Genomic DNA, 24835 nt, shown 5'->3' with positions numbered 1-24835 from the left:
CTAAAGAAAGAGTCCGAGACAATTATCATGTCCCGGACTCTAGATTTTATAATTTAAGCTGATGTTTTTTCATCGTTTAATAAGTTGCCTTCGCTATCATATAAGCTTGGGTTCTTATGATCTCTAATTGTCTCTTCTGTTATAACGACTTTCGTTACATCATCGCTTGATGGAATATCAAACATGATATCAATTAGAGCTTCTTCAATGATTGAACGAAGACCACGAGCACCAGTCTTACGCTCTATAGCTAATTCACTGATAGCACCTAAAGCCTCATCAGAGAATTCAAGTTCTACATCGTCTAGCTCTAACATTTTAGTATATTGTTTAACTAAAGCATTTTTCGGTTTAGTTAAGATGTTTTTAAGAGCTTCAACATCTAACGTATCTAAGTTAGCTACAATTGGAATACGACCAATAAATTCAGGAATTAAACCATATGACTGTAAGTCTTCAGGTCTAATTTGTGAAAGTAATGATTCTTCATCGCTGATTTCTTCTCCAGCACTACTAAAACCAATTACCTTTTCACCTAAACGACGTTTAATAACTTCATCAATACCATCAAAGGCACCACCAAGAATAAATAAGATATTTGTTGTATCAATTTGGATAAATTCTTGGTTAGGATGTTTTCTTCCTCCTTGAGGTGGTACGCTTGCTGTTGTACCTTCAAGAATTTTAAGAAGTGCTTGTTGAACACCTTCACCTGATACATCACGAGTTATTGAAGTATTTTCAGATTTACGTGCAATTTTGTCAATTTCATCCACATAGATGATTCCTTTTTCAGCACTTTCGACATCAAAGTCTGCAGCTTGAATTAATCTTAATAATATATTTTCAACGTCTTCACCAACGTAACCTGCTTCAGTTAAACTTGTAGCATCTGCAATTGCAAATGGAACATTTAATGATTTAGCTAATGTCTGAGCTAGTAATGTTTTACCACTACCAGTTGGACCTATTAGTGCAATATTACTTTTTTGCAATTCAATACCATCTTCACTTTCTGAAGGTTGTTGAACACGTTTGTAATGGTTATAAACAGCTACTGCTAATGATTTTTTAGCGCTTTCTTGACCAATTACATAGTCATTTAATTGCTCTAATATTTCTTTAGGTGTAGGAACTTCAGTAAATTGTTCTGGTTCTTGTGATTTTAACTCTTCTTCTACTATTTCTGAACAAAGTTCTATACATTCATTACAAATGTAAACACCACTACCAGCTACAAGTTTCTTAACTTGATCTTGTTCTTTACCACAGAAAGAACATTTTAAGTTTTCTTCACCATCGTTAAATTTAAACATTTTTACACCCCTATTCTTCTTCTAGACTATACTAAAAGTACTTTATTATTTCAAATTAAACGGGTTAAAAAAGAATAGTAGCAGAAATATTCTGCTACTATGATCTATTTTAATACCGAATAACGATTATGCTTCTTTAGATTCATTAACTAATAAGTCGATAACTTTTTGGATTTTTAGGTCATTAACTAAGATATCATTATTACCTAAAGTAGATTTAATATCTTCTACAGATAATCCGAATTGTTCACTCATTTTTGTTAACTCAGCTTCAACATCTTCGTCTGAAATTTCAATGTTCTCAGCATCCGCAATAGCTCTTAAAGTTAAATTAGTTTTAACACGTTTTTCAGCGTCTTCTTTCATTTGAGCTTTAAGTTCTTCTTCTGATTGTCCTGAGAATTGATAATATAAATCAAGGTTTAATCCTTGTTGAGAAATACGTTGTTCAAACTCTTGCATCATACGATCTAATTCAGTGTTAATCATAGCTTCTGGAATATCTACAGTAGCATTATCAGAAGCTTTTGTAATTGCTTCTTCTTTTTCAGTAGCGTCAGCTTGGTTAACTTTAGCTTCTTCTAAGTCTTTACGTAATTTTTCTTTATATTCATCAACTGTTTTTACAGATTCATCAAGTTCTTGAGCTAATTCATCATCTAATTCAGGAACTTCTTTACCTTTAACTTCGTTGATTTCTGTTTTGAAAGTAGCTTCTTTACCAGCTAATTCTTCAGCGTGGTATTCTTCAGGGAATGTGACAACAACATCTTTGCTATCATTAGCTTTAAGACCGATAAGTTGTTCTTCAAATCCTGGAATAAATGAACCTGAACCAATTTCAAGATCATAACCTTCAGCTTGTCCACCTTCAAAAGCTTCTCCATCAACATAGCCATCAAAGTTAATGTTAGCTACATCACCTTCAGCAATTTCACCATCTTTAACTGTTAATTCAGCTTGACGACTTACCGCATCATTTAAAGCTTCTTCGAATTCTTCGTCAGTTACTTCACGGTCTTGCTTTTCAATAGCTAAACCTTTGTATTCACCTAATTCTACTTCAGGTTCTACAGTTACAGTTGCTTCAAAGATAAGTTCTTTACCTTTTTCCATTTGTGTAACATCGATTTCTGGACGATCAACAGGGTTGATTTCTGCTTCCTCTACTGCATTACCATATGCTTCAGGTAAAATAAAATCTAAAGCATCTTGGTATAATGATTCAACACCAAATCTTTGTTCAAATAATGGTCTTGGCATTTTACCTTTACGGAAACCAGGCACATTAATTTGTTTAACAACTTTTTTGAATGCTTTGTCTAATCCTTTATCTACTTCTTCTTTTGGAACCGTAACAGTTAATAAACCTTGGTTGCCTTCTTTCTTTTCCCATGTTGCTGTCATGAATAAAAACCTCCGTGATTATCCTAATTTATTAATTTTCAACTCTTTAATTATAACATAGCTTTTCAATGTTTCAACTATAGTGTTTATATTCATTCAAATTTCTGAATAACGCCAATAAATTGTTCCCAATCATCTTGGCTCACACTTTCATAGTTAGCGTCTATATTAAGGCGTTCTGATAAAAGTTTCAAGTAACATGCTATTAAAACTTCATTTTTAATAGATTTAAATTCGATTGGATAAAGTAAAATGGCATGTTGATTTAATATAGAGTTACTTAATTCTATAGACGCTGGGCTATCTATTTCAAGTTGTTCAATAATTTTAGGTATAATATTTATTTTAAAATCTGTTCTTTCAATGCCACTAAGTTCTGTAGGAACAATAGCTATATTTGTATCTATTTTATTAAATTTAACTTCAGCTGACCATTCTCCCAAACGTAAATACTCTAATATTAAGCTTTGAACATTTGGATGTAACGGTTCATTCTCAATAATTTGAGCTAATGTTAAATTGAAAATACCTAGATGGTTATCTATTAAATCTATTAATAATTGCACTTGTTCCTCAAAGTTTGTATCTTTAAAAGTCTTTAAAATTTCTGAAGCTTTAAGTTTCCTTTGTTCTAGCTTATCTTTTGCTAAATCTTGCATTGGTATTAAAGTCATTCTTGTTGCATGGTCAATAGCTTCATCTTTAATTTGATTTATGATTTCCACTACAGTTTGATACTGTTCTAATTGAAATAGGCTTTCTACAAAATATATTACAACTTGATCATATTGTTCGTGACCTTGGTTTAATAATATACTTGCTTCTTCTCTTAATTCTAGATAATGACCGCAAGACTTTAAAACTTCACATTTCATCAACGATAATTGTTCATCCATTTCAAAATGTTGTTCATATGTTTCGAATGATTCATATGCTTTATCATATTCACCATCTTGCATTGAAGTTTTAATATTTGTAATCAATTGATTCTTTAATTTAGGAAATGGAATGATATCAGACAAGGTCACTCACCTCTTCTATATAAGCCGTCTATAATTAAGCTACTCCATGTTTCATAATTTTTATTATTCGCTAAATCTGATTGTTTAACCCAATTAATTTTCAAGGTATCAGTTTCTTTAGCTTCAACACTTGATTCATTTACTTTTAATTTGAAAACTAATCCGATGTGTACTTTACCAACTTCGTTTTGGTCGTCATTAATAAAGCCGATTAGTTCCATATTTTTAACATTTTCTTTATCAAGCCCTACTTCTTCTTCTAATTCTCTTTCTGCATTATCTCGAATCACTTCTTCTACATTTGTAGCATTTGGAACATCATTCATATGACCGCCTACACCAATAGAACTTAAGCCATGAAGTCTACCTTCTCCTCCACCTGTTAGTCGTTCATATACAAGTATTTCATCATTTTCATTTTCTAAAATACAATATGAAATAAGTTGTTTATATGAAGGATCTTCTTCCATGTCCCCACGTCTTTTAACTTCGTACTCATTAATTGTTTCATAAATATATTTCGTTTCTTCATCTTGAATAGATTTAAAACCATCGAATTGATAAGCTTCATCTTTAAAAATTGTCTTTCTAGGGACAACTGTAATCATTTCATCAAATTTAGACATAGTATTCTCCTTATAAGTTGTTCTTCTTTATTTTATCAAAGCGTATATAAGGCGTAAAGAAGATACCTTTATATTAAATTTAATCTTCTTTATAAAAAAAGAGTCCAGGACATGGTAAATGCCCCCGGACTCTATATATATTTATTATTTTGCTAAAGCATCTTTAGCTTTAGTAGCTAATTCAGCAAAAGCTTTTTCGTCTGAAATAGCGATTTCAGATAACATTTTACGGTTAACTTCGATACCAGCTAATTTAAGACCATTCATTAAACGGCTGTAACTGATGTCGTTTTGACGAGCCGCAGCGTTGATACGAGCAATCCATAATTTACGGAATTCACGTTTTTTCTGACGACGGTCACGGTAAGCATAGTTACCTGATTTCATAACTTGTTGCTTAGCAACTTTGTATAATGTATGTTTTGATCCAAAGTAACCTTTAGATAATTTTAAGACTTTTTTACGACGAGCTCTCGTCACTGTTCCACCTTTAACACGTGGCATGATAATTCCTCCTTGAAATGGACCATTAGTCCAATAAATTTATTATTTTACGTACGTTAACATTTGTTTAACTCGTTTTACATCTGATTTAGATACTAAAGTAGATTTACGTAATTGACGTTTAGCTTTAGTTGATTTGTTTGCGAATAAGTGTGAAGTAAACGCTCTAGAACGCTTTAATTGTCCTGAACCAGTTCTTTTAACACGTTTAGCTGCTCCGCGATGAGTTTTCATTTTAGGCATTGAGTTTTCCTCCTAGTATTTCGGTTTATTTTTCGTTTGTGATAGGCGCTAACATTAGGAACATTGAACGCCCTTCCATTTTAGGTCTTTGCTCAACTGTTGCTATATCTTTACAAGATTCTGCAAAGCGTTCAAGCACGCGTTGACCAATTTCTTTATGCGTAATCGCACGACCTCTAAATCTAATAGATACTTTAACTTTATCTTCTTTAGATAAGAATTTTTGAGCATGTTTTAGTTTAGTTTCAAAGTCGTGTTCTTCGATAGTTGGACTCAATCGAATTTCTTTAACATTAACAACTTTTTGCTTTTTACGAATTTCTTTTTCTTTTTTCTGTTGTTCGAATTTATATTTTCCGTAATCCATAATTCTTGCAACAGGTGGTTTAGCACCAGGTGCTACGATAACAACGTCTAAATCTACTCTTTCAGCCATTTCAATAGCTTCTTGTTTAGATTTAACACCTATCTGTTCACCATCTTGGCCAATTAGTCGAAGTTCTTTTGCGCGAATTCTGTCGTTAACTTGAGTCTGATCTTTAGCTATGGTTGACACCTCCTAGATTTTTACGAAGTCGTCCAAGAAAAAAAGAGCGAATGCATAAATGCACCCGCTCTTATCCATAAACATTAAAGGTTTATTTTTACCTGCCAACTGCTTAAAGCGTCACTACAGGTGAGAAGCGGGTATGCTTCTACTTGGTCCGTTTCGTATTCAACATGACCTATCATACCAACTATAAACCTTTATGTCAATATTTATTTAATATTCTTTTCGAATTCTTCCATATCAACATCTTGACTTAAGTCCACTTTTTCTAATGGAATTAATTTCGTTTTATATTTTAACTTATGGAAAATGTAAAATACTAAGAATACAGGAATACCCATATAAGTAATGAAAAATCTTCTAGGATCAAATTCACCCGTTTGTATAAAGTCTACATCTTGGCCTACTATGACAATCGCACATAATATAAATGCAAACAATGGACCAAATGGGAATAATTTAGCTTTATATTTTAGTTTTGTTTTATCATAATCTTGTAAATCAAAAGCTCTTCTAAATCTATAATGACTGATCGCAATACCTAACCAAGCAATGAAGCCTGTCATACCTGAAGCTGCGATAATATATTCATAAGCGCCACCACTTAAATGTTCTATTATAAATATTAATACAACTACAAATGCAGTAGCTATTAACGCTGTATAAGGTACACCAGCTTTATTTGTTTTTGAAAATACTGGTGAAGCCAATTTATCTTTACTCATTGAAAACAGCATTCTTACAGAAGCATACATACCTGAGTTGCCTGCTGATAATACTGAAGTTAAGATTACTGCGTTCATAAATGAAGCTGCAAATGCTAATCCTGCATTTTCAAATACAAGCGTGAATGGCGATTTAGCAATTTCATCCCCACCCATTAGGTTCGGATTTGTGTACGGAATAATCATTCCTATTACAAATATAGCTAAAATGTAAAATAGTAATATTCTCCAAAATACTTGTTTAATTGCTTTCGGCACTGCTCTTTCAGGATTTTCAGATTCTCCTGCCGTAATACCAATAAGTTCTGTACCTTGGAATGAGAACCCTGCAACTAAGAATACTCCTAATGTTAATAAGAATGTATTCACATTTGAATCTCCTAGGAACGGTGCATCTCCTACAACAAAATTATCAAATCCTAAGTATTGACCACCTATAATACCAAATATCGTTAATAAACCGATACCGATAAAGATAATAACTGTTGCAACTTTAATAAATGCAAACCAGTACTCACTTTCACCATAAACTCTAACAGATAGTGCGTTAAGACCAAATATAATCAACATGAATATGATACTCCATAGCCATGAAGGTAATATTTCTAATGGTTCCCAATAGCTAATAACTTGAGAAGCAATTGTAATATCAGCTGCTACTGTAATAACCCAGTTAAACCAATAGTTCCAACCTAAAGCGAAACCTAATGATGGATCAACAAATCTTGTAGCATATGTACTAAATGATCCCGAAACTGGTAAATATGTTGCCATTTCTCCTAACGATGTCATAAGGAAGAAGACCATAATACCAACTACTGCATATGCTAATAATGCACCACCTGGTCCCGCGTCTCTTATAGCACCACCCGAAGTCATAAATAAACCTGTACCGATACAACCACCGATAGCAATCATAGAGATGTGTCTATCTTTTAACTTCCTTTGAATATTATTAGTTGTTTTTTCTTGCGACATTGATCTTTCCCTTTCTACAATTCCACAATAGAGCCACTAAAAAAGTCGCATACCCTATTCGATATGCGACCATATATGAACATTCCATACAAATTGGTAGCACATCACTTAGTGTGACAGTCCAGTATTTATTTAACACTGGCCCAATAAATAGCATTATGGTCACTATTTATTTCGGCAATATCCCCTTTCTACATTTCAACATATGTGCCATAACACTTCTGAATGTATAATCTTGAACATCGCAACCTCTAACTCATTACTGAGGAATATTAAATTAATTTTTACTATTAAACTATAACTGAAGAATCCGAAATTTTCAATAGCCTCTTATTTTTTCAAGCGAATTTCATCAACAAGATTCCAAATAAACTCGTCTTTTTCGACTGTTTTTGAATCTTTTGATCCATACTGTCTAACATTAACTTCTTGATTTTCTACTTCTTTGTCACCTACAACAAGCTGATAAGGTATTTTTTTCATTTGAGCTTCTCTTATTTTGTAGCCCATTTTTTCATTACGATCATCGATATGAACACGAACACCTTGTGATTTCAATTCATCTTGTAATAATCTAGCATAATCATAATGTAAATCTACGTTAACAGGTATAATTTCAACTTGATTTGGTGCTAACCACGTTGGGAATACACCTTTAGTTTCTTCTATTAAGAAAGCAGTGAAACGTTCCATAGTTGAAATAACACCTCTATGGATAACAACTGGACGGTGTTCATCTCCATCTTTACCAATATATGTTAAGTCAAAGCGTTCCGGTAATAGGAAATCAAGTTGCGCAGTTGATAAAGTTTCTTCTTTACCCATTGCAGTTTTCACTTGAACATCTAATTTAGGACCGTAGAATGCCGCTTCACCAATCGCTTCTTCATATGGTAATTCCATTTCATCTATTACTTCTTTCAATACTGCTTGAGCTCTATTCCACATTTCATCATCATCGAAGTATTTCTCTTTATCTTCAGGATCACGATAACTCAATCTAAAAGTATAGTCTTTGAATCCAAAGTCTTCGTAAACATCTAAAATCATGTTTACTACACGCTTAAATTCTTCTTTAATTTGATCTGGTCTAACAAAGATGTGCGCATCGTTTAAAGTCATACCACGAACACGTTGTAAACCTGATACTGCACCACTTGCTTCATATCTATGCATCATGCCTAATTCAGCAATACGTATAGGTAATTCACGATAAGAATGACGACTATTTTTATAAATCATCATGTGGTGTGGACAGTTCATAGGTCGTAAAACTAACGATTCATTACCTACATCCATAGGTGGGAACATGTCTTCTTGATAATGATCCCAGTGACCTGATTTTTTATAGAAATCAACGTTAGCCATGATTGGTGTATAAACATGGTCGTAACCCATACTTACTTCTTTATCTACAATATATCGCTCTAATTCACGTCTAATTACAGCACCATTTGGCAACCATAAAGGTAGTCCAGCGCCAACATCTTGGTTAGTTGTAAATAGTTCTAATTCTTTACCGATCTTCCTATGGTCACGTTCTTTTCTCTCTTCTAAAATTTTCAAGTGAGCTTTCAAATCTTTTTTATCGAAGAATGCAGTACCATATATACGCTGCAACATTTTGTTATTAGAATCGCCTCTCCAATAAGCCCCTGCAGTTGATAAAAGTTTAAATTCTTTAATTTTCGAAGTTGAAGGTACGTGTACACCTCTACATAAATCAGTAAATTCACCTTGTGAATATAGTGTTACATTTTCGTCTTCAGGTATAGCATCAATTAACTCTAATTTATATTCATCGTTTTTGAAAAATTCTTTAGCTTCATCTCTAGATACAACTTTACGTTCAATTTTGAAGTTTTCATTTACGATTTGTTTCATTTCCTTTTCGATCGTTTCGAAGTCGTCACTAGAAATTTTGTGTTCTGTATCTATATCATAGTAGAAGCCACCTTCAATGACTGGACCAACACCAAATTTCACATCTCCATATAATCTTTGCAATGCCTGTGCCATTAAATGTGCAGTTGAGTGTCTTAACACTTCTAAAGCTTCGTCACTACCAGGTGTTACAATTTCAATATCCCCATCTTCCTCTAAAGGTCTAGTTAAATCGACTAGTTGTCCATTGAATTTTCCTGCTACTGCTTTTTTTCTTAACCCAGGGCTAATAGATTGAGCAATATCTTCAGTTGTTGTGCCTTGTTCAAATCCTTTCACATTGCCATCTGGAAATTTGATATTTATTTCGCTCATAACGACTTCCTCCTCATTAAAATTATTAAAGAACATAAAAAAGAGACCTCATCCAAAGGGACGAAATCTCTCGCGGTACCACCCTCATTAACGCAAACTTATTGTGTTTACGATAACTCTACATAAGATAACGGTCTTGAGCCGAATGTGGATTAACACATCATGTATGAGGGAGTAACCGAATATATCGCATTATCTCAATTTCAGCTAGATGAGACTCTCTGTGAATGCTAAATAGACGTCATGTCCTCTAAATTTAAATATTCATTTAAGATAATTCAATTATACAACTCTATTATAAAATATCAAGCTAAAATTACGCTCTATAGTTTTTACCTTCAAGTTCATAGTCTTCAGTAATTGTCTTAATTCGTTCCATAATTCTACTTGCTTTCGTTATTTCAGCACCTTGTCTCGTTTTGCTCAAATGAAATTCTAATTCTTCAAAATTAAAGTTCGAGCTAAAGAAAGTCGGTAGTTTATGGACCATTCTATAATGTAATAACGGACCTAATACTTCATCCCTTACCCAAGGGGTTATTTCTTCCGCACCAATATCATCAAGCATTAATACTTTTGCTTCTCGAGCAGATTCAAATCTTTGGCTAAATGAACCATCATTAAAACCATTTTTTAATACTCTAATAAATTCTGGTAAATATATAATTGTTGAAGCTTGGTTTTTCAATTTCAACTGATTAGATATTGCACCAAGTATATAAGACTTACCTGTTCCAAATGGACCGTGTATATAAAGTCCTTTAGTATCTTCACCATTCACTATTTTATTACAAATTTCCATAGCTTTTTTAATAATAGTCATTCTCGCTTCATTATCTACGTATATATCTTTAATTGTTGCCTGTAATGTTTCTTCAGGCATTTGAAAAGATGTTACTAAGTTAGATTGGAAGCGTTGTTCATCATGTTCTATTTTATTCGGGCACGGTAAATATCTAATTTTAATGTGATCATTTTGAATGTATAATTCTGGAACATGCCCTTTAACAAAGTTAATGCATTTATTGTAACAATCACATTTTTCACAACTTTTCGACTGGTCTTTAAATGCTTGCAGTTGATCTAAATCTCTATCTATCATAGCATTTGTCAATTCAGATTGATGTGCTTCTATAAATGCTTTCACTTCTTTATTGGCAAGTGTATCCCTTTTTATTTTATCTAGTCTTTTTTGAAAATCTTTATTTTGTTGCAAATGCTGCCCTAGCGGTTCCATCAATGATCACCTTCTTTCCAAAATGCTTCCATTTCTCTTTGTAGAGCTTTTTTTCTTTTTTCAAATTCTTCATCAGTTTCATCTTGTTGTTTATCATTATTGGCGCCGTCTTCTTTTTCTTCACTCGATTTTTGTTTTAATAGCCAATCCGGTGTTTTTTCAATCGATTTCAATTTATATGAATTATAATTACCTTTTTCTTGACGTTGCTTTTTCTTTTCTTTAGTTTTCTTTTCAAATTCTTTAATGTAATTATAAGCTTCCTCTGCTGAACTTAGCTTTAACTTCTTCCAGTTAGAAGCGATTTCCTCAATATAAGCTTTCGGTAATTGCATGTTGTTTTTGAACATAACATATTGTAATAATATGTTCATAACCCCGTAAGGTAATTTTTCTCTAGTAATGATTTCTTCTACAAGTCTTTTCTGTGCAACGGTTGGCTCAGATTCTGTAAACGAAGATAACATTTCAATAGGGCTTGTAGTATCTAATAATTCATACCAAGATAATAATGAGTTTACTTCTTCACTTGGTTGTTCATTTTGACTTGATGTTATACTACCTTGCTTTACTTCTAATGCTGGTAAAGCACCTTCATGCTCTATTTGATAAATTGACCGTGCGTGTTTCCTTAAATCCTCTAAAGAGATTGTTTGGTTCTCTGTTATAGATTTTAAAATGATAGATTTCATATCTACAGGTGTTATACCATATAATGTAGCAATTTGTATAATTACTTCTTTTGTCTTTTTATTTAAAATCTCTTTAGAAATTAAATGATTATTCAGTAATAACTCAAGCATTTCAAAATCGAATTTTACATCGGATAAATCCAAACCTTTGTTTTTAGCATCTTGTTGTATTTCTATTGAATCTGTAGGCGCTACTTGTGACATATTAGGCACTTTAAAAACATCTGTGAAAGTTTTGGTAACATCGTTATAATCTGAAGTAGAAACACTTTTATCTTTATATCTATTTTTCAAGGCAACAAATCTTGTCTTACCTATTTGTTGGTATAAAAAAACTGATAATAATGGATCATTAAAGAATTGTTCAGTTGTAGCAGGTTGTTGTAACGAGTATATAAATGTTTGCTCTTGTTGGTTTACTTTCATAAAAGTTTTAATTAATCCAATACCTTCTAATAAATCTAACGAATCTCTAAAATTTGATAAATTAATTTTTAAATCATTCATAATTGTATAATGACTATAAGCGTCATGTTCATTATGAAAATTAAATTGTGATAAATATAAATAAACACCTATTGCATCAGTACCAATTAACGGCGTATATAAGCTAGTTAATATGTCTTGATGGACATGTGTGTAATTATAATTTGATTTCACGTAAAAGCCATCTCCAGGCTTTATACCACTAAAATATTCCGCCATTAATAATCACCTTACTTTCGGTCTTTCAAAATACCTTGCATTGATTGTAGCAATTGATCGACATCTTTGAACTCTCTGTATACAGACGCGAACCTTACATATGATACTTGATCAACATCCATTAAATGTTCCATTACTTTTTCTCCAATATCATTAGAAGATACTTCAGTAACTCCTTCAGCTCTTAAGTCTTTTTCTACTTGGTTTGTAATATCTTCTAGTTTTTGAAAAGCAACTGGTCTTTTTTCACATGAACGAACGAGCCCATTTAATATTTTATCTCTATTAAAAGTTTGTCGAGCCCCATCTTTTTTAACTACTATTAAAGGTGATAGTTCAACTCTTTCGAATGTCGTGAAACGAAATCCACATGATTCACACTCTCTTCTTCTTCTTATAGCAGTCAGATCATCAGCGTGTCTTGAATCCACTACTTTAGAATTATCATATTTACAATTTGGACATCTCATTCGTTTCACCTCTCAGAACTTATATTTTCATACATAGATTATACAGTAGTTTCGGATATTTTTAAACGCTCACTACTTTACATTTGTAAATCATCAAATAAAAACACAATGCAAATTTCAAAATTCGCATTGTGTTTATTAAGTATATCAATTATGAAATTTTTTGTTCTTGTGTTTCAGTTAAAATGTTTGCCACTTGCTCAGCTAATTCAACAACTCTCATTGAATATCCCCATTCATTGTCATACCAAGCCAATACTTTAACTTTATTATCTCCAATGACCATCGTAGATTGTTCATCAACAATAGCTGAATGTGGATCAGTATTGAAATCAATTGAAACTAATGGTTCATCGCTTACAGCCATAATCCCTGCCAATTCTCCATTACTTGCTTCTCTTAATGCATCATTCACTTTTTCTATCGTTACATCAGTTTTCAAATCAACAACTAAATCAACTAAGGAAACGTTTGAAGTTGGTACTCTTAATGCCATACCATGCATTTTACCTTCTAATTCTGGTAATACGAGTGATAAAGCTTTTGCAGCTCCAGTCGAAGTTGGTATTATGCTGTCAGTACAAGAACGTGCTCTTCTTAAATCTTTATGCGGATTATCTAAGTTCTTTTGATCATTTGTAAAAGCATGAACGGTTGTCATTAAGCCATTTTCAATACCAAACTTATCATTTAAGACTTTAGCTACAGGGCTTAAGCAATTTGTTGTACAAGAAGCATTTGAAATAATATCAAATTCTTTTAAATTAAGTTGATTATCATTTACACCTTTAACAATCGTTTGAACTTTTCCACCTTTAGCAGGACCAGTCAATATTACTTTTTTAGCACCTGCATCTATGTGTGAAACTGCTTTATCTCCATGGTTGAATTTGCCTGTTGCTTCAATAACAATATCAATATTTAATGTTCCCCATGGTAATAATTTAGGGTCTCTCTCTGACACTAATAAAATTTTATGATCATTTATTACAATTCCATCTTCAACTGCTTTTATTTCTTCATCTAATTTGCCATGTGTTGAATCATACTTAATTAAATGTGCAATTGTTTCTGGCGGATAAGACGCATTTATCGCAACAATATTTAAATCATCAGATTTAAGTGCACCTCTTAATACCATTCTACCTATTCTTCCTAATCCGTTAATCGCAATATTTTTTTTCATAATCGAGAACCCCTTTTAATGTGATATACTATTTGTTGCAATTAGTATATCACATTAAAATCGTATTGAAAACGTTTACTATTATGTTTTTGAAAATTTTATTTTTATTAATAAAACTACGTTATTAAGTATTTTTACTCATATATTATATTTAGTATGTAACATTGAATTTTCTAGTAAAACAAAAATGCGCTCTTCAATTTAAACACTTAAAGTGTCTATCTTAAAGAACGCATCAAAATATCAGTAATTCAAACTTGAAATTATTATAAAATCATGTGGTTTTATAGTTTTTAGCAGTTAAAAATTGAATAATAGTCGATTCTAAATCTTCTTTTGTGCCATTGTTTTCAATAGTTTCATCTGCTAAATGTCGTTTTTCTTCAATTGGAATTTGTGAACGTATACGTGATAGTGCTTCGTCATCAGTCAATTGATTTCTTTCTTTCAATCTATTAATTTGGTTTGTTTCATTTGTATATACTAACCATGTTTCATCAACTGTATCTTGTAATTGGTTTTCAAATAGTAAAGGGATATCCATTATAACGTTTTTTCCCTCGTTCAATGCTTGTTGTTTCTCATCTTCCATTATTTCACGAACTTTAGGATGTATAATGTTATTTAATTTATTTCTCATATTTACATCATTGAAAACAATCTGGCCAATATACTGACGATTCATTTCACCATCAATTATTGCTTCGTCACCAAATACTTCTCGCACTTCATCTAATCCTTTACTGCCTTTTTCGACAGCTTTACGACTAGCTATATCAGCGTCCACAATATAAAACCCATGTTCTTTTAACAGGTTTGATACTGTTGATTTCCCCGTAGCTATTCCACCGGTTAAACCTATTACACGACTCATCTTTACACACCTACTTTTGACAGTTTGGACAATAATGAGTATTTCTTGTAGCTATGATTTCTTGTTCAATAGTACCACCACATTGTCCGCAAATATTTTTACCATATACAAGATGTCTTTCTTGCATCGTTCCTTTTTCTCCGTCGGCATTGTAATAATCAGAAATACTTGATCCACCATTATCAATACCTTCTTGAAGAACTTCCACTACTTCACGAAATACTTTTTCTTGTTCTTCTTCACTTAATTCTTTAACGCTACGACTAGGCAAAATTCCTGCACGTAATAAAGCTTCGCATGCATATATATTTCCACACCCTGAAATCACTGTATGGTCTAGTATTGCCACTTTTATAGGTTTATTAATAAATCTTTTTGTCTTAATTTGTTCTTTATAATGATGAAAAGCTTCTTCAAAAAATGGCTCTGGCGCTATTTTTAATACTGAAGGATATTCTGTTAAATCTTTCAAAGCTCTTATTTCACCAAATCTTCGAATATCAGTATAAATAAGTTTAATTCCATTATCTAACTCAAAAATAACGTGCCAATGCTTTTTATGATTTGGTATCGTAATATCTTCTAATTGCGGAACTGTAAAGAAAGCACCTGTCATACCAAAATGGCACATCATAATATGATGATTTTGATCTTTTTCTAATTCTATAAATATATATTTACTTCGTCTGTATACGTTCGTAATCGTATAATTTTCAATACGCGCTTTAAATTCTTCTAAAGAGGTACCTTTAACAATCGTTTCTTTACCTGTATCTTTACCTATTTTCACTTTATCTGAAAATTTAATATGTTGAATCGTTCTTCCAATTAATTTAGGTTCGATACCTCTCTTAACATGTTCTACTTCTGGTAATTCTGGCATTTTCAGTCTTCTTTCTCTTCATTATTTTGCATCATACCATGTGTCTCCATAACTTGATTCAACACTTAATGGTACGCTCAGTTCAAGCGCATTATCCATGATTCCCTCTACAAATGGCCTAAATTCATCTATTTCATCATTTGGTACTTCAAATATTAATTCATCGTGAACTTGTAATAATAATTTTGCATTAAAGTTTGTATCTTTAATTTTATGAGCAAACTGAACCATTGCAAGTTTGATGATATCAGCTGCACTACCTTGTATAGGTGTATTCATAGCTGTTCTTTCTGCAAAGCTTCTTAAATTAAAGTTTCTATTTGTAATATCAGGCGTATATCGTCTTCTATGAAGAAGTGTTTCTACGTATCCTTTTTGTTTTGCATCTTGCACTATTGTATCCATATATTCTTTTACTTTAGGGAAACTATCTAAATAGTCATCGATAAATTTCTTAGCTTCTTTTCTCGTAATACCTAAACTTTGACTCAACCCATAATCACTGATTCCATAAACGATACCAAAGTTAACAGCTTTAGCTTGTCTTCTCATATTTCCAGTAATTTCGTCTTTACTATCTATGTTGAAAACACGCATTGCAGTTTTCGTATGAATATCTTCATTAGATGTAAATGCTTCTTTCATATGTTCGTCCCCTGTAATATGTGCCAATACACGTAACTCAATTTGAGAATAGTCAGCTGCAAAAATAACATGGTCTTTCTTACTTGGTCTAAATGCTTTTCTAATTTTACGACCTTCTTCTAATCGAATCGGTATGTTTTGCAAGTTAGGTTCAACAGAACTTAAGCGACCAGTTTGTGCCAATGTTTGGTTAAATCGCGTATGAATCTTACCTTCAGGTGTAATCATTTTTTGTAGGCCTTCAATGTAAGTAGATTGCAATTTAGATAATTGTCTATAAACTAAAATTTCTTCAATTATAGGATGTTCATTTCGTAATTGTTCTAACACATCTACTGCTGTTGAATAGCCAGTCTTAGTCTTTTTAATGATTGGTAATTTTAAATCTTCAAATAATACTACACCAAGTTGCTTAGGTGAATTAATATTGAATTCAGAACCCGCATAATTATGAATTTGTTCAATTAATTTCTCAAGTCTTGAATTTAAATCTTCTTGCATATTTACTAAAGTATCCTTATCAACTGTTATACCTAATCTCTCCATATCAGCTAAAACTGTCGCTAGTGGCAACTCTAAATCATCGTGTAATGAAAGTTGTTCTCTTTCTTTTAATAGGTCAATCATTTTTTCTTTTGATTCTGAAATCGCAGTCACTTTTTTTGCGATACATTCAAATAAAACGTCTCTTTCTGGCACGTGTAACTTTTTGCCTTTTCCATAGATGCTTTCGTCATTAGGCACGTAATAAATTCCAAATTCAGACACGACTGAATATACATCATCTATTGTTCTAGAAGGATCTAATATATAACTCGCTAACATTGTATCAAATGTAACACCTTTAATTTTTACACCTAATCTATGTGATAATACAATAGTCTTTTTAACGTCATAAGCAGACAATGATACCTCTTCTCGTTCTAACCATTCATGCAAATCTTTATTTTGTTTAAATTCTTCTTCTGTTATCACAAATACCTGATTTTCCGTTTGAATAGCGAAACCTAGAACGTCTGCTTTTAGATAATTGTTTTCATTCGTCTCAAAATGTATGGACGCTTCTTTTGTATTTTTAAAATCAAAATCATCCATACTATCTATATATTCAATAACACGATCATCTGAAGCTTCTGTACTTGCATCCATTTGATCTAACAATTGTTTAAATTCTAAAGTTTTGAATAGTTTAATTTTCTCTTCATCGCTATAGTCTGTTAATTTTAAATCATCTATCGTTACTTCTATAGGGCTATCTCTATTAATCGTCGCTAAATCTTTACTTAATTTTGCATTTTCTTCATTTTCAATTAGCTTTTCTTTCATTTTAGATTTTTTTAATTCATCTATATTTTCGTAAACGCCCTCAACTGTTTCAAATTGTTTCAATAACTTGATAGCAGTCTTTTCACCAATACCAGGGACACCTGGTATATTATCTGATTTATCTCCCATAAGGCCTTTCATATCAATAATTTGATTTGGTACTATTCCATCATACTTTTCAGCGATGAATTCAGGTGTATAGTGATCAATATCTGTCACACCTTTTTTAGTGTAATAAATTGTTACGTTTTCGCTAGCTAATTGTGTTAAATCACGATCGCCAGTTATAATTATAGTTTTTAAATTTTGATTATCAGCTTGTTTTGATAGCGTACCGATAATATCGTCCGCTTCATAATTTTCAAGTTCATAGTGTTTAATATTATAACTTTCAACTAATTGACGAATATATGGCAATTGGCTACGTAATTCATCCGGCGTTTTTTCACGTCCACCTTTGTATTCACTATACATGTTATTTCTAAATGTTGTTTTTCCAGCATCAAATGCAACCATAAAATGAGTCGGTTGTTCTTCTTTTATTATTTTATCTAAAATCATTGTGAAACCATAAATTGCATTTGTGTATACGCCCGCTTTATTAGTTAAAAGAGGCAATGCAAAAAAAGCTCTAAATGATAAACTATTTCCGTCTATAAGTACCAATTTTTCCAATGTGAGATACCTCCATCATTATATTGATTTCATTTTATCATATATAAGTCCATATTTAGATTGTTTCGCATAAAATAAAAAAGCAAGATACCGAAGTATCTTGCTCAATCATCAAAATGAAGGGGTCTAGATTCATTCTATCTATAAACCATGAAACTAGTGTGAATTTATTGTAAAGATTATATGAAGATTATTCATTAAATAATTTAACTATAAAATTAGAGCCCTCGCCTACTTTAGATTCTACTTTAATTACACCATTATGTGCTTCTATAATATGTTTTGTAATAGACAGTCCTAAGCCAGTACCTCCAGAATCTCTACTTCTTGCTTTATCAACTCTATAAAAACGTTCAAATATACGAGCATGCTCTTCTTCAGAAATACCTATACCATTGTCTTTAACAGAAATAATTTGTCCGTCTGTTTCATTTTTAATTGTTAAAATAACTTCACTAGATGGCGAAGAGTAACTAATGGCATTCGTTAACAAATTAATAAGAACTTGAGTGATTTTATCTTTATCTCCAAGTGCATATACATCATTATCGATATTACCTATCAATTCAATATCTTTTTTATGTGCTGCATTACTTACAGTTTGTATACAATGCTCTCCTATTTCAGTTAAAGAAATACGTTCTTTTGGAATTTTATTACTTTGTTCAATTTTAGATAAATCTAACAAGTCTTGTACTAATGATTGTATCCTGTTTGATTCTTCAAGAATGATATTTAAAAACATATCTAAAGATTCTGGATCATCTTTAGCACCATCTAATAAAGTTTCAGCAAATCCTTTAATAGAAGTTATAGGTGTCCTCAGTTCGTGAGATACATTTGCAACAAAGTCTTTGCGCATATGTTCTAATTTTTTCAATTTTGTAATATCATGCATTACTACTACGAGACCTAAAAGATTTTTCTTACGTCTTGATAGGACTGGTATAGTAGATACTTCGAAAAATTTATTATGAACATTATTAATATACAATTCAATTTGCTCAAATAAAGGTTGTTCTAACTTCAAAGCTTCGTTCATCATTTGGCTGATTTCTTGATTAGGCATAACATCTTTAAACAATTGCCCTTCTGCATTCCCAACTCTATCAAATAAATCATGATAAGTTTTATTAGCTATAACAATATAACCATCTCTATCGATCATCAACGTTGCACTTGGAATGTTTTCTAATGTCGTTTCTAATCTATTTCTTTGAAGTTTCTGCTCATTATTTAAATCGTCTAGCGTTCTAGCGAGCTCATTAGTGTTAATGAATAAATCTTTCGTTTCTTTAACATTACTTTCTGGAACTCTTACTCTATACTTACCAGAAGCTAATAATTTAGTAGCATATGTTACTTCTTTTATAGGATAGATGTAAGAAGTATTGATGTATCTAACTACGAAATAAATAAGTGGTAAAGTAAATAATAAGACGATTAACAAGTATTGCCAAATATCTTTTTGAATAATTGCTATAGTTTCAGATTCTTTTGCTAAAACAATCGTATATTCACCATATTTTTTAGCAGAAATTAATTCACTTTTTTCTTTATTAAGTTTAAATGATTCATCGAATTTTCTAGCTTCTTTAATGGCATCATCTTTTTCATCATCAAAAATTTTAGTCCCTTGATTTTGAGAACTATATAATTCTTTATTATTCTTCATGACTAAAACATCTTGTACAAATACATTTAATATATTATCCAAATCCTCTGGATGTTGTTTGGCAATATCGTAAATCTTTCTAGAATCGTTTTTCATTTGTTTATCTTCTTGCTTAGATATTAGATCATAACTTGAATTATGTAGGAAAAACCCTAATATAAGAAAACTTACAACGGTAACTGTTGTAAGTATAATTAAAAGCTTATTATAAAACTTAATCATTATTTTTTGGTCTTTCTAACTTATAACCTAAGCCTCTCACCGTTTTTATAAACTGAGGCTGTTTAGGGTTTTCTTCAAGCTTATCTCTTAAATGACTTATATGTACATCTACAATACGTGAATCTCCTGCAAATTCATAATTCCATACTGAATTCAGCATATGTTCTCTAGTAATCACACGGCCTTGTCTTTCGATTAAATATAGTAATAATTCGAATTCTTTCGGTGTTAATTCTAAAAGCTCGTCATTTCGATAAACTTCAAAATAATCTGGACGTATTCGAATTGAACCTAATATAATATCTTCATCTTCATCTAATTGACTAGATTCGATTTGGCTAACTCGTCTTAAAATTGCTTTAACTCTTGCTACCACTTCTCTTGGTGAAAATGGCTTTGTCATGTAATCATCTGCACCTAGTTCTAAACCTAATACTCTATCAAATTCATCATCTTTTGCTGTTAACATTAAAATAGGAACTTGATTTTTATCTGAACGTATTGTTTTACATACTTCAATACCATCCATTTCAGGTAACATGACATCTAAAACCACTAAATCCGGTTTTTCTTCGTTGACTTTCTCTAATGCTTGGACACCATCATAGGCTACAATAACTTGGTAACCCGCTTGTTCTATATTATATTTAAGCAAAGTGACGATTGATTGTTCATCGTCTACTACCAATACTTTTTGTGACATGCAAGAACCTCCTTAAGCGATTTAACATAATTATAACGTAAATTATTAAAAAAATAATACGTATTTAGAGAACTTTACAAAAAGTTAACACTGTATTAACAATTAAGCTAATAAAATAGGGAGTAGGACAAAAATCTCATTTTCAAAAATTTCGTAGTCCCACCCCCATTAAAAATGACTAAGTATGAAAAAGCTTGATTTAAGCACGTTTTAATACCTAATCAGATACTGTCTTGTAATGAATGAAGCTGAGACATTTATTTATGTCCCAGCCAGTACTATAACTATATTATTCCTATTGTAACACTTCTTTAACTGATTTAACTGCTTCTGCAGATTCATCTAATAATTCTTTTTCTTCATTTGTTAAATCTAATTCAATAATTTTTTCTATACCATTACTACCTAGCACAGTTGGTACACCTAAATAGATATCCTCATACCCATATTCCCCTTCTAAATAAGCAATAGAAGGTAATACGCGTTTTTGATCTTTCAAAATAGATTCCGTCATTTCAATTAATGCAGCTCCAGGAGCGTAATAAGCAGATCCATTTCCTAGAAGGTTAACAATTTCTGCCCCACCTTTTCTTGTACGATCTACAATTGCATTAATTTTTTCTTCTGAAAGTAATTTTTCTAATGGAACTCCACCAGCTGCTGAGTATCTAATTAAGGGAACCATAGTATCCCCATGACCACCAAGTACAAAACCTGTTACATCTTTAACAGACAAGTCTAATTCTTCTGCAACGAATGTTCTGAACCTAGCTGTATCTAATACACCCGATTGACCGATAACTCTCTCTTTAGGAAATCCTGATGCTTTATATACAGTGTACGTCATAGCATCAACAGGATTTGTTAAAACTAAAATAATTGCATTAGGTGAATATTTAACTATTTGTTCAGTAACTGATTTCATGACTTTTTGGTTTGTTTGTACTAAATCATCTCTCGACATACCAGGTTTTCTAGCTATACCCGCTGTAATAATTACAACGTCAGAGTCTTTTGTATCTTCATAGTTTGATGTCCCAATAACTTTAGAATCAAACCCAAGTACTGGTGCGCTTTCAGCTATGTCTAATGCTTTACCTTTAGTAGGGTCTTCAGATTGAGGTATATCAACTAATACAATATCCCCTAATTCTTTTTGTGCTGCTACAAAAGCTGCTGTAGCACCTGTAAAGCCGGCGCCAATAATTGATACTTTTTTTCTTGTCATAAATTACATCTCCTTAAAATAAAAGGGAGGTTATATATAACCCCCCTCAATTAATCACATTATGGTAAATTTTTAACTAATTCATCAGCGAATTCTGAAGATTTAACTTCAGTTGCGCCTTCCATTAAACGAGCAAAGTCATATGTTACTACTTTAGATGCAATAGTCGCTTCTACAGATTGTGTAATTTTATCTGCAGCTTCTTGCCAACCAATATGTTCTAATAATAGAACACCACTTAATAATACTGATGAAGGATTCACTTTATCTAAACCAGCATATTTTGGTGCAGTACCATGTGTAGCTTCAAAGATTGCATGACCAGTTTCATAGTTGATGTTAGCTCCTGGTGCAATACCAATTCCGCCAACTTGTGCTGCTAAAGCATCTGAAACATAGTCACCATTTAAGTTCATTGTAGCTACAACATCAAATTCAGCAGGGCGCGTTAAAATTTGTTGTAAGAAAATATCTGCGATTGAATCTTTAATGATTAATTTACCTTCAGCTTCTGCATCAGATTGTGCTTTGTTCGCAGCATCTTTACCTTCTTCTTCAACGATTTTATCGTATTGTTGCCAAGTGAATACACGGTCACCAAATTCACGTTCAGCTAAATCATAACCCCATTGTTTGAACGCACCTTCAGTAAACTTCATAATGTTACCTTTGTGAACTAATGTAACGTTGCGACGATTGTTATCAAACGCGTAGTTAATCGCTGCTCTAACTAATCTTTCAGTACCTTCTTTAGAAACAGGTTTAATACCAATTCCTGAAGTTTCAGGGAATCTAATATTTTTAGCACCCATTTCATTTTGTAAGAAATCAATAACTTTTTTAGCATCATCAGAACCCTCTTGGAATTCGATACCAGCATAAATGTCTTCTGTATTTTCACGGAAAATAACCATATCTGTATCTTCAGGACGTTTTACCGGTGAAGGAACACCTTTAAACCAACGTACAGGTCTTAGGCAAGTAAATAAATCTAATTCTTGACGTAAAGCAACGTTTAATGAGCGAATACCTCCACCAATTGGTGTAGTTAAAGGACCTTTAATGGCGATTAAATATTCTCTAATTGTATCTAAAGTCTCAGCAGGTAACCACTCGCCTGTTTCATCGTAAGCCTTTTGACCAGCTAATACTTCTTTCCATTCAATTTTCTTTTCGCCATTATAAGCTTTTTCTACAGCTGCATCTAATACTTTACTTGCTGCATTCCAGATATCTGGACCAATACCGTCTCCGATAATATACGGAACAATAGGATTATTCGGAACATTTAAAACGCCTTGATTTGTTGTAATTTTTTCTGCTGTCATTATATGATTCCTCCATTTAAATATGTTTATTTATATTATATTTATAAAACTATCTATTTTCAATTGGTTCATACTTACGATTACGTTCACCTGTATATTCAGCTCTTGGTCTCATAATTCTATTTTCTCTATATTGTTCTAGAATATGAGCGGTCCAACCTGCCATACGGCTTACTGCAAATATCGGTGTGAATAAATCATGGTCTATACCCATGCTATGGTAAACAGTTGCACTAAAGAAATCAACATTAGGTAATAAACCTTTTTCTTCTTTCATTATTTCTGCAATACGTAATGAAATTTCGAATAACTCTTTTTGACCAGTTTCATCAGTGATACGACGACTCATTTCTTTTAAGTACTTAGCTCTTGGGTCACCATTTTTATATACTCTGTGACCGAATCCCATAATTTTTTCTTTATTTTCGATTTTTTCTTTAATATAACTATCTGTCTTATCAACAGTTCCAATTTCAGTCAACATTTTCATAACTTGCTCATTAGCGCCACCATGCAATGGACCTTTTAAAGCTCCAGCTGCTGCTGTTACACCTGAATACATATCTGATAATGTTGAAACTGCTACCCTAGCTGTAAATGTTGATGCATTAAATTCATGATCTGCATGTAAAATTAATGCTTTATTAAATCCTTCAATTTCTACGTCGCTAGGAACTTCCCCTCTTAACATGTACAAGAAGTTACCTGCATAGCTTAATTCCTTTTTAGGTTTAACAACTTCTTTACCATTTCTAACTCTTGAGAAAGAAGTTACTAATGAAGCTACTTTTGCTTGAATTCTTATCGCACGTTCATAATTTGTTTCATCATCAAACACTTCAGCTTGTGGATCAAAATGAGCTAAGTATGATAATGACGTACGTAAACCTGTCATCGGATGTACTTTATCCGTTGCATAATCTTCAAAATGTGAGTACATTCTCGGGTTTAAAGTCATATAATGCAATAATTTTTCTTTTAAGTCTTCTAGTTCTTCTTTATTTGGTAATCTTAGATTCCACAGTAAAAACATTACCTCTTCAAATAATGCATTTTCTGTTAAGTCATCTATATCATAACCAGCATAAGTTAGTTGATTATCTATAATAGAACTAATTTTTGTTTCAGAAGCAATAATACCTTCTAGTCCTTTTGCTACTTGTGCCATATTGTTTATCCCCCTTACTAAATAATTGCCCATGTATGTAATGGCTTTCATATACATTATATATAATTTAAGCCATTTTGTGAATGCGAACACCTTTTAAACTTTTAAAAAGTTAATTAATATCGTTAAATAAATTAGGATAAGTGTAAAATTATTGAAAATACAATTTTCATATAACTTTTAGACGA

Annotated in this window: 21 protein-coding genes, 1 riboswitch and 1 other annotated feature; all 21 genes read right to left on the bottom strand. The window is 31.9% G+C overall.

Features of this window, described 5'->3' with window-relative positions:
• Positions 1 to 53: 53 nt before the first annotated feature.
• Positions 54 to 1316 carry an ATP-dependent Clp protease ATP-binding subunit ClpX gene (clpX, locus tag LQ688_RS01105; protein ID WP_016999295.1) on the bottom strand — a complete coding sequence of 421 codons (1263 nt, stop codon included), beginning with the start codon at positions 1314 to 1316 and terminating at the stop codon, positions 54 to 56.
• A gap of 126 nt (positions 1317 to 1442) precedes the next feature.
• Positions 1443 to 2723 (bottom strand): trigger factor, encoded by a 1281-nt coding sequence (gene tig, locus LQ688_RS01100; RefSeq protein ID WP_016999296.1) that lies wholly within the window; start codon positions 2721 to 2723, stop codon positions 1443 to 1445.
• Positions 2724 to 2815: 92 nt separating this feature from the next.
• Positions 2816 to 3751, bottom strand: a complete 936-nt coding sequence (locus tag LQ688_RS01095) for a hypothetical protein (RefSeq protein ID WP_239705955.1) — start codon at positions 3749 to 3751, stop codon at positions 2816 to 2818.
• On the bottom strand, positions 3748 to 4371 hold the full coding sequence (locus LQ688_RS01090) for an NUDIX domain-containing protein (RefSeq protein ID WP_016999298.1): 624 nt from the start codon (positions 4369 to 4371) through the stop codon (positions 3748 to 3750). The genes LQ688_RS01095 and LQ688_RS01090 overlap by 4 nt, the downstream gene beginning before the upstream one ends.
• A 144-nt stretch (positions 4372 to 4515) precedes the next feature.
• Positions 4516 to 4875, bottom strand: a complete 360-nt coding sequence (gene rplT, locus LQ688_RS01085; RefSeq protein WP_016999299.1) for a 50S ribosomal protein L20 — start codon at positions 4873 to 4875, stop codon at positions 4516 to 4518.
• A 42-nt stretch (positions 4876 to 4917) separates the two neighbouring features.
• Complete coding sequence (rpmI, locus tag LQ688_RS01080; RefSeq protein ID WP_016999300.1) at positions 4918 to 5118, bottom strand: 50S ribosomal protein L35; 201 nt, start codon at positions 5116 to 5118, stop codon at positions 4918 to 4920.
• Positions 5119 to 5143: 25 nt separating this feature from the next.
• Positions 5144 to 5674, bottom strand: a complete 531-nt coding sequence (gene infC, locus LQ688_RS01075) for a translation initiation factor IF-3 (RefSeq protein WP_064204340.1) — start codon at positions 5672 to 5674, stop codon at positions 5144 to 5146.
• A gap of 23 nt (positions 5675 to 5697) precedes the next feature.
• Positions 5698 to 5825 (bottom strand) — a sequence feature (ribosomal protein L20 leader region).
• A gap of 52 nt (positions 5826 to 5877) precedes the next feature.
• Complete coding sequence (locus LQ688_RS01070) at positions 5878 to 7371, bottom strand: amino acid permease (protein ID WP_064204341.1); 1494 nt, start codon at positions 7369 to 7371, stop codon at positions 5878 to 5880.
• An 89-nt stretch (positions 7372 to 7460) separates the two neighbouring features.
• A riboswitch (Lysine riboswitch) is annotated at positions 7461 to 7633 on the bottom strand.
• A 68-nt stretch (positions 7634 to 7701) separates the two neighbouring features.
• Positions 7702 to 9630, bottom strand: coding sequence for a threonine--tRNA ligase (thrS, locus tag LQ688_RS01065; protein WP_016999302.1), 1929 nt, complete (start codon positions 9628 to 9630; stop codon positions 7702 to 7704).
• Between the two features lie 316 nt (positions 9631 to 9946).
• Positions 9947 to 10867 (bottom strand): primosomal protein DnaI, encoded by a 921-nt coding sequence (gene dnaI, locus LQ688_RS01060; RefSeq protein WP_016999303.1) that lies wholly within the window; start codon positions 10865 to 10867, stop codon positions 9947 to 9949.
• Positions 10867 to 12264 (bottom strand): replicative helicase loading/DNA remodeling protein DnaB, encoded by a 1398-nt coding sequence (locus LQ688_RS01055; RefSeq protein ID WP_239752540.1) that lies wholly within the window; start codon positions 12262 to 12264, stop codon positions 10867 to 10869. Before LQ688_RS01055 ends, dnaI begins: the two co-directional genes overlap by 1 nt.
• 11 nt (positions 12265 to 12275) lie before the next feature.
• Complete coding sequence (gene nrdR / locus LQ688_RS01050) at positions 12276 to 12734, bottom strand: transcriptional regulator NrdR (protein ID WP_016999305.1); 459 nt, start codon at positions 12732 to 12734, stop codon at positions 12276 to 12278.
• Between the two features lie 151 nt (positions 12735 to 12885).
• Complete coding sequence (locus LQ688_RS01045; protein WP_064204343.1) at positions 12886 to 13920, bottom strand: glyceraldehyde-3-phosphate dehydrogenase; 1035 nt, start codon at positions 13918 to 13920, stop codon at positions 12886 to 12888.
• 274 nt (positions 13921 to 14194) lie between these two features.
• Entirely contained in the window at positions 14195 to 14794 is a 600-nt protein-coding gene (gene coaE, locus LQ688_RS01040; protein WP_239705951.1) for a dephospho-CoA kinase, read from the bottom strand.
• 10 nt (positions 14795 to 14804) lie between these two features.
• Positions 14805 to 15677 (bottom strand): DNA-formamidopyrimidine glycosylase, encoded by an 873-nt coding sequence (gene mutM / locus LQ688_RS01035; RefSeq protein WP_239752538.1) that lies wholly within the window; start codon positions 15675 to 15677, stop codon positions 14805 to 14807.
• A 21-nt stretch (positions 15678 to 15698) separates the two neighbouring features.
• Positions 15699 to 18323, bottom strand: a complete 2625-nt coding sequence (gene polA, locus LQ688_RS01030; protein WP_239752537.1) for a DNA polymerase I — start codon at positions 18321 to 18323, stop codon at positions 15699 to 15701.
• A 190-nt stretch (positions 18324 to 18513) separates the two neighbouring features.
• Entirely contained in the window at positions 18514 to 20220 is a 1707-nt protein-coding gene (gene pnpS / locus LQ688_RS01025) for a two-component system histidine kinase PnpS (protein WP_481817145.1), read from the bottom strand.
• Positions 20213 to 20923: a response regulator transcription factor gene (locus tag LQ688_RS01020; protein ID WP_016999311.1), complete on the bottom strand. Its 711-nt coding sequence runs from the start codon at positions 20921 to 20923 to the stop codon at positions 20213 to 20215. Before LQ688_RS01020 ends, pnpS begins: the two co-directional genes overlap by 8 nt.
• Before the next feature lie 295 nt (positions 20924 to 21218).
• Positions 21219 to 22151: a malate dehydrogenase gene (mdh, locus tag LQ688_RS01015; RefSeq protein WP_016999312.1), complete on the bottom strand. Its 933-nt coding sequence runs from the start codon at positions 22149 to 22151 to the stop codon at positions 21219 to 21221.
• Between the two features lie 59 nt (positions 22152 to 22210).
• Positions 22211 to 23479, bottom strand: a complete 1269-nt coding sequence (gene icd / locus LQ688_RS01010; RefSeq protein WP_016999313.1) for an NADP-dependent isocitrate dehydrogenase — start codon at positions 23477 to 23479, stop codon at positions 22211 to 22213.
• Between the two features lie 49 nt (positions 23480 to 23528).
• A complete protein-coding gene (locus LQ688_RS01005; RefSeq protein WP_016999314.1) occupies positions 23529 to 24647 on the bottom strand; it encodes a citrate synthase in 1119 nt (372 codons plus the stop codon).
• Between the last annotated feature and the right edge of the window lie 188 nt (positions 24648 to 24835).

The sequence above is a fragment of the Mammaliicoccus sp. J-M40 genome, assembly GCF_022386395.1.
Classification (GTDB): domain Bacteria; phylum Bacillota; class Bacilli; order Staphylococcales; family Staphylococcaceae; genus Mammaliicoccus; species Mammaliicoccus lentus.
The sequence above is the reverse complement of the archived record's forward strand: the minus strand, read 5'-3'. Positions and strand labels throughout refer to the sequence as shown.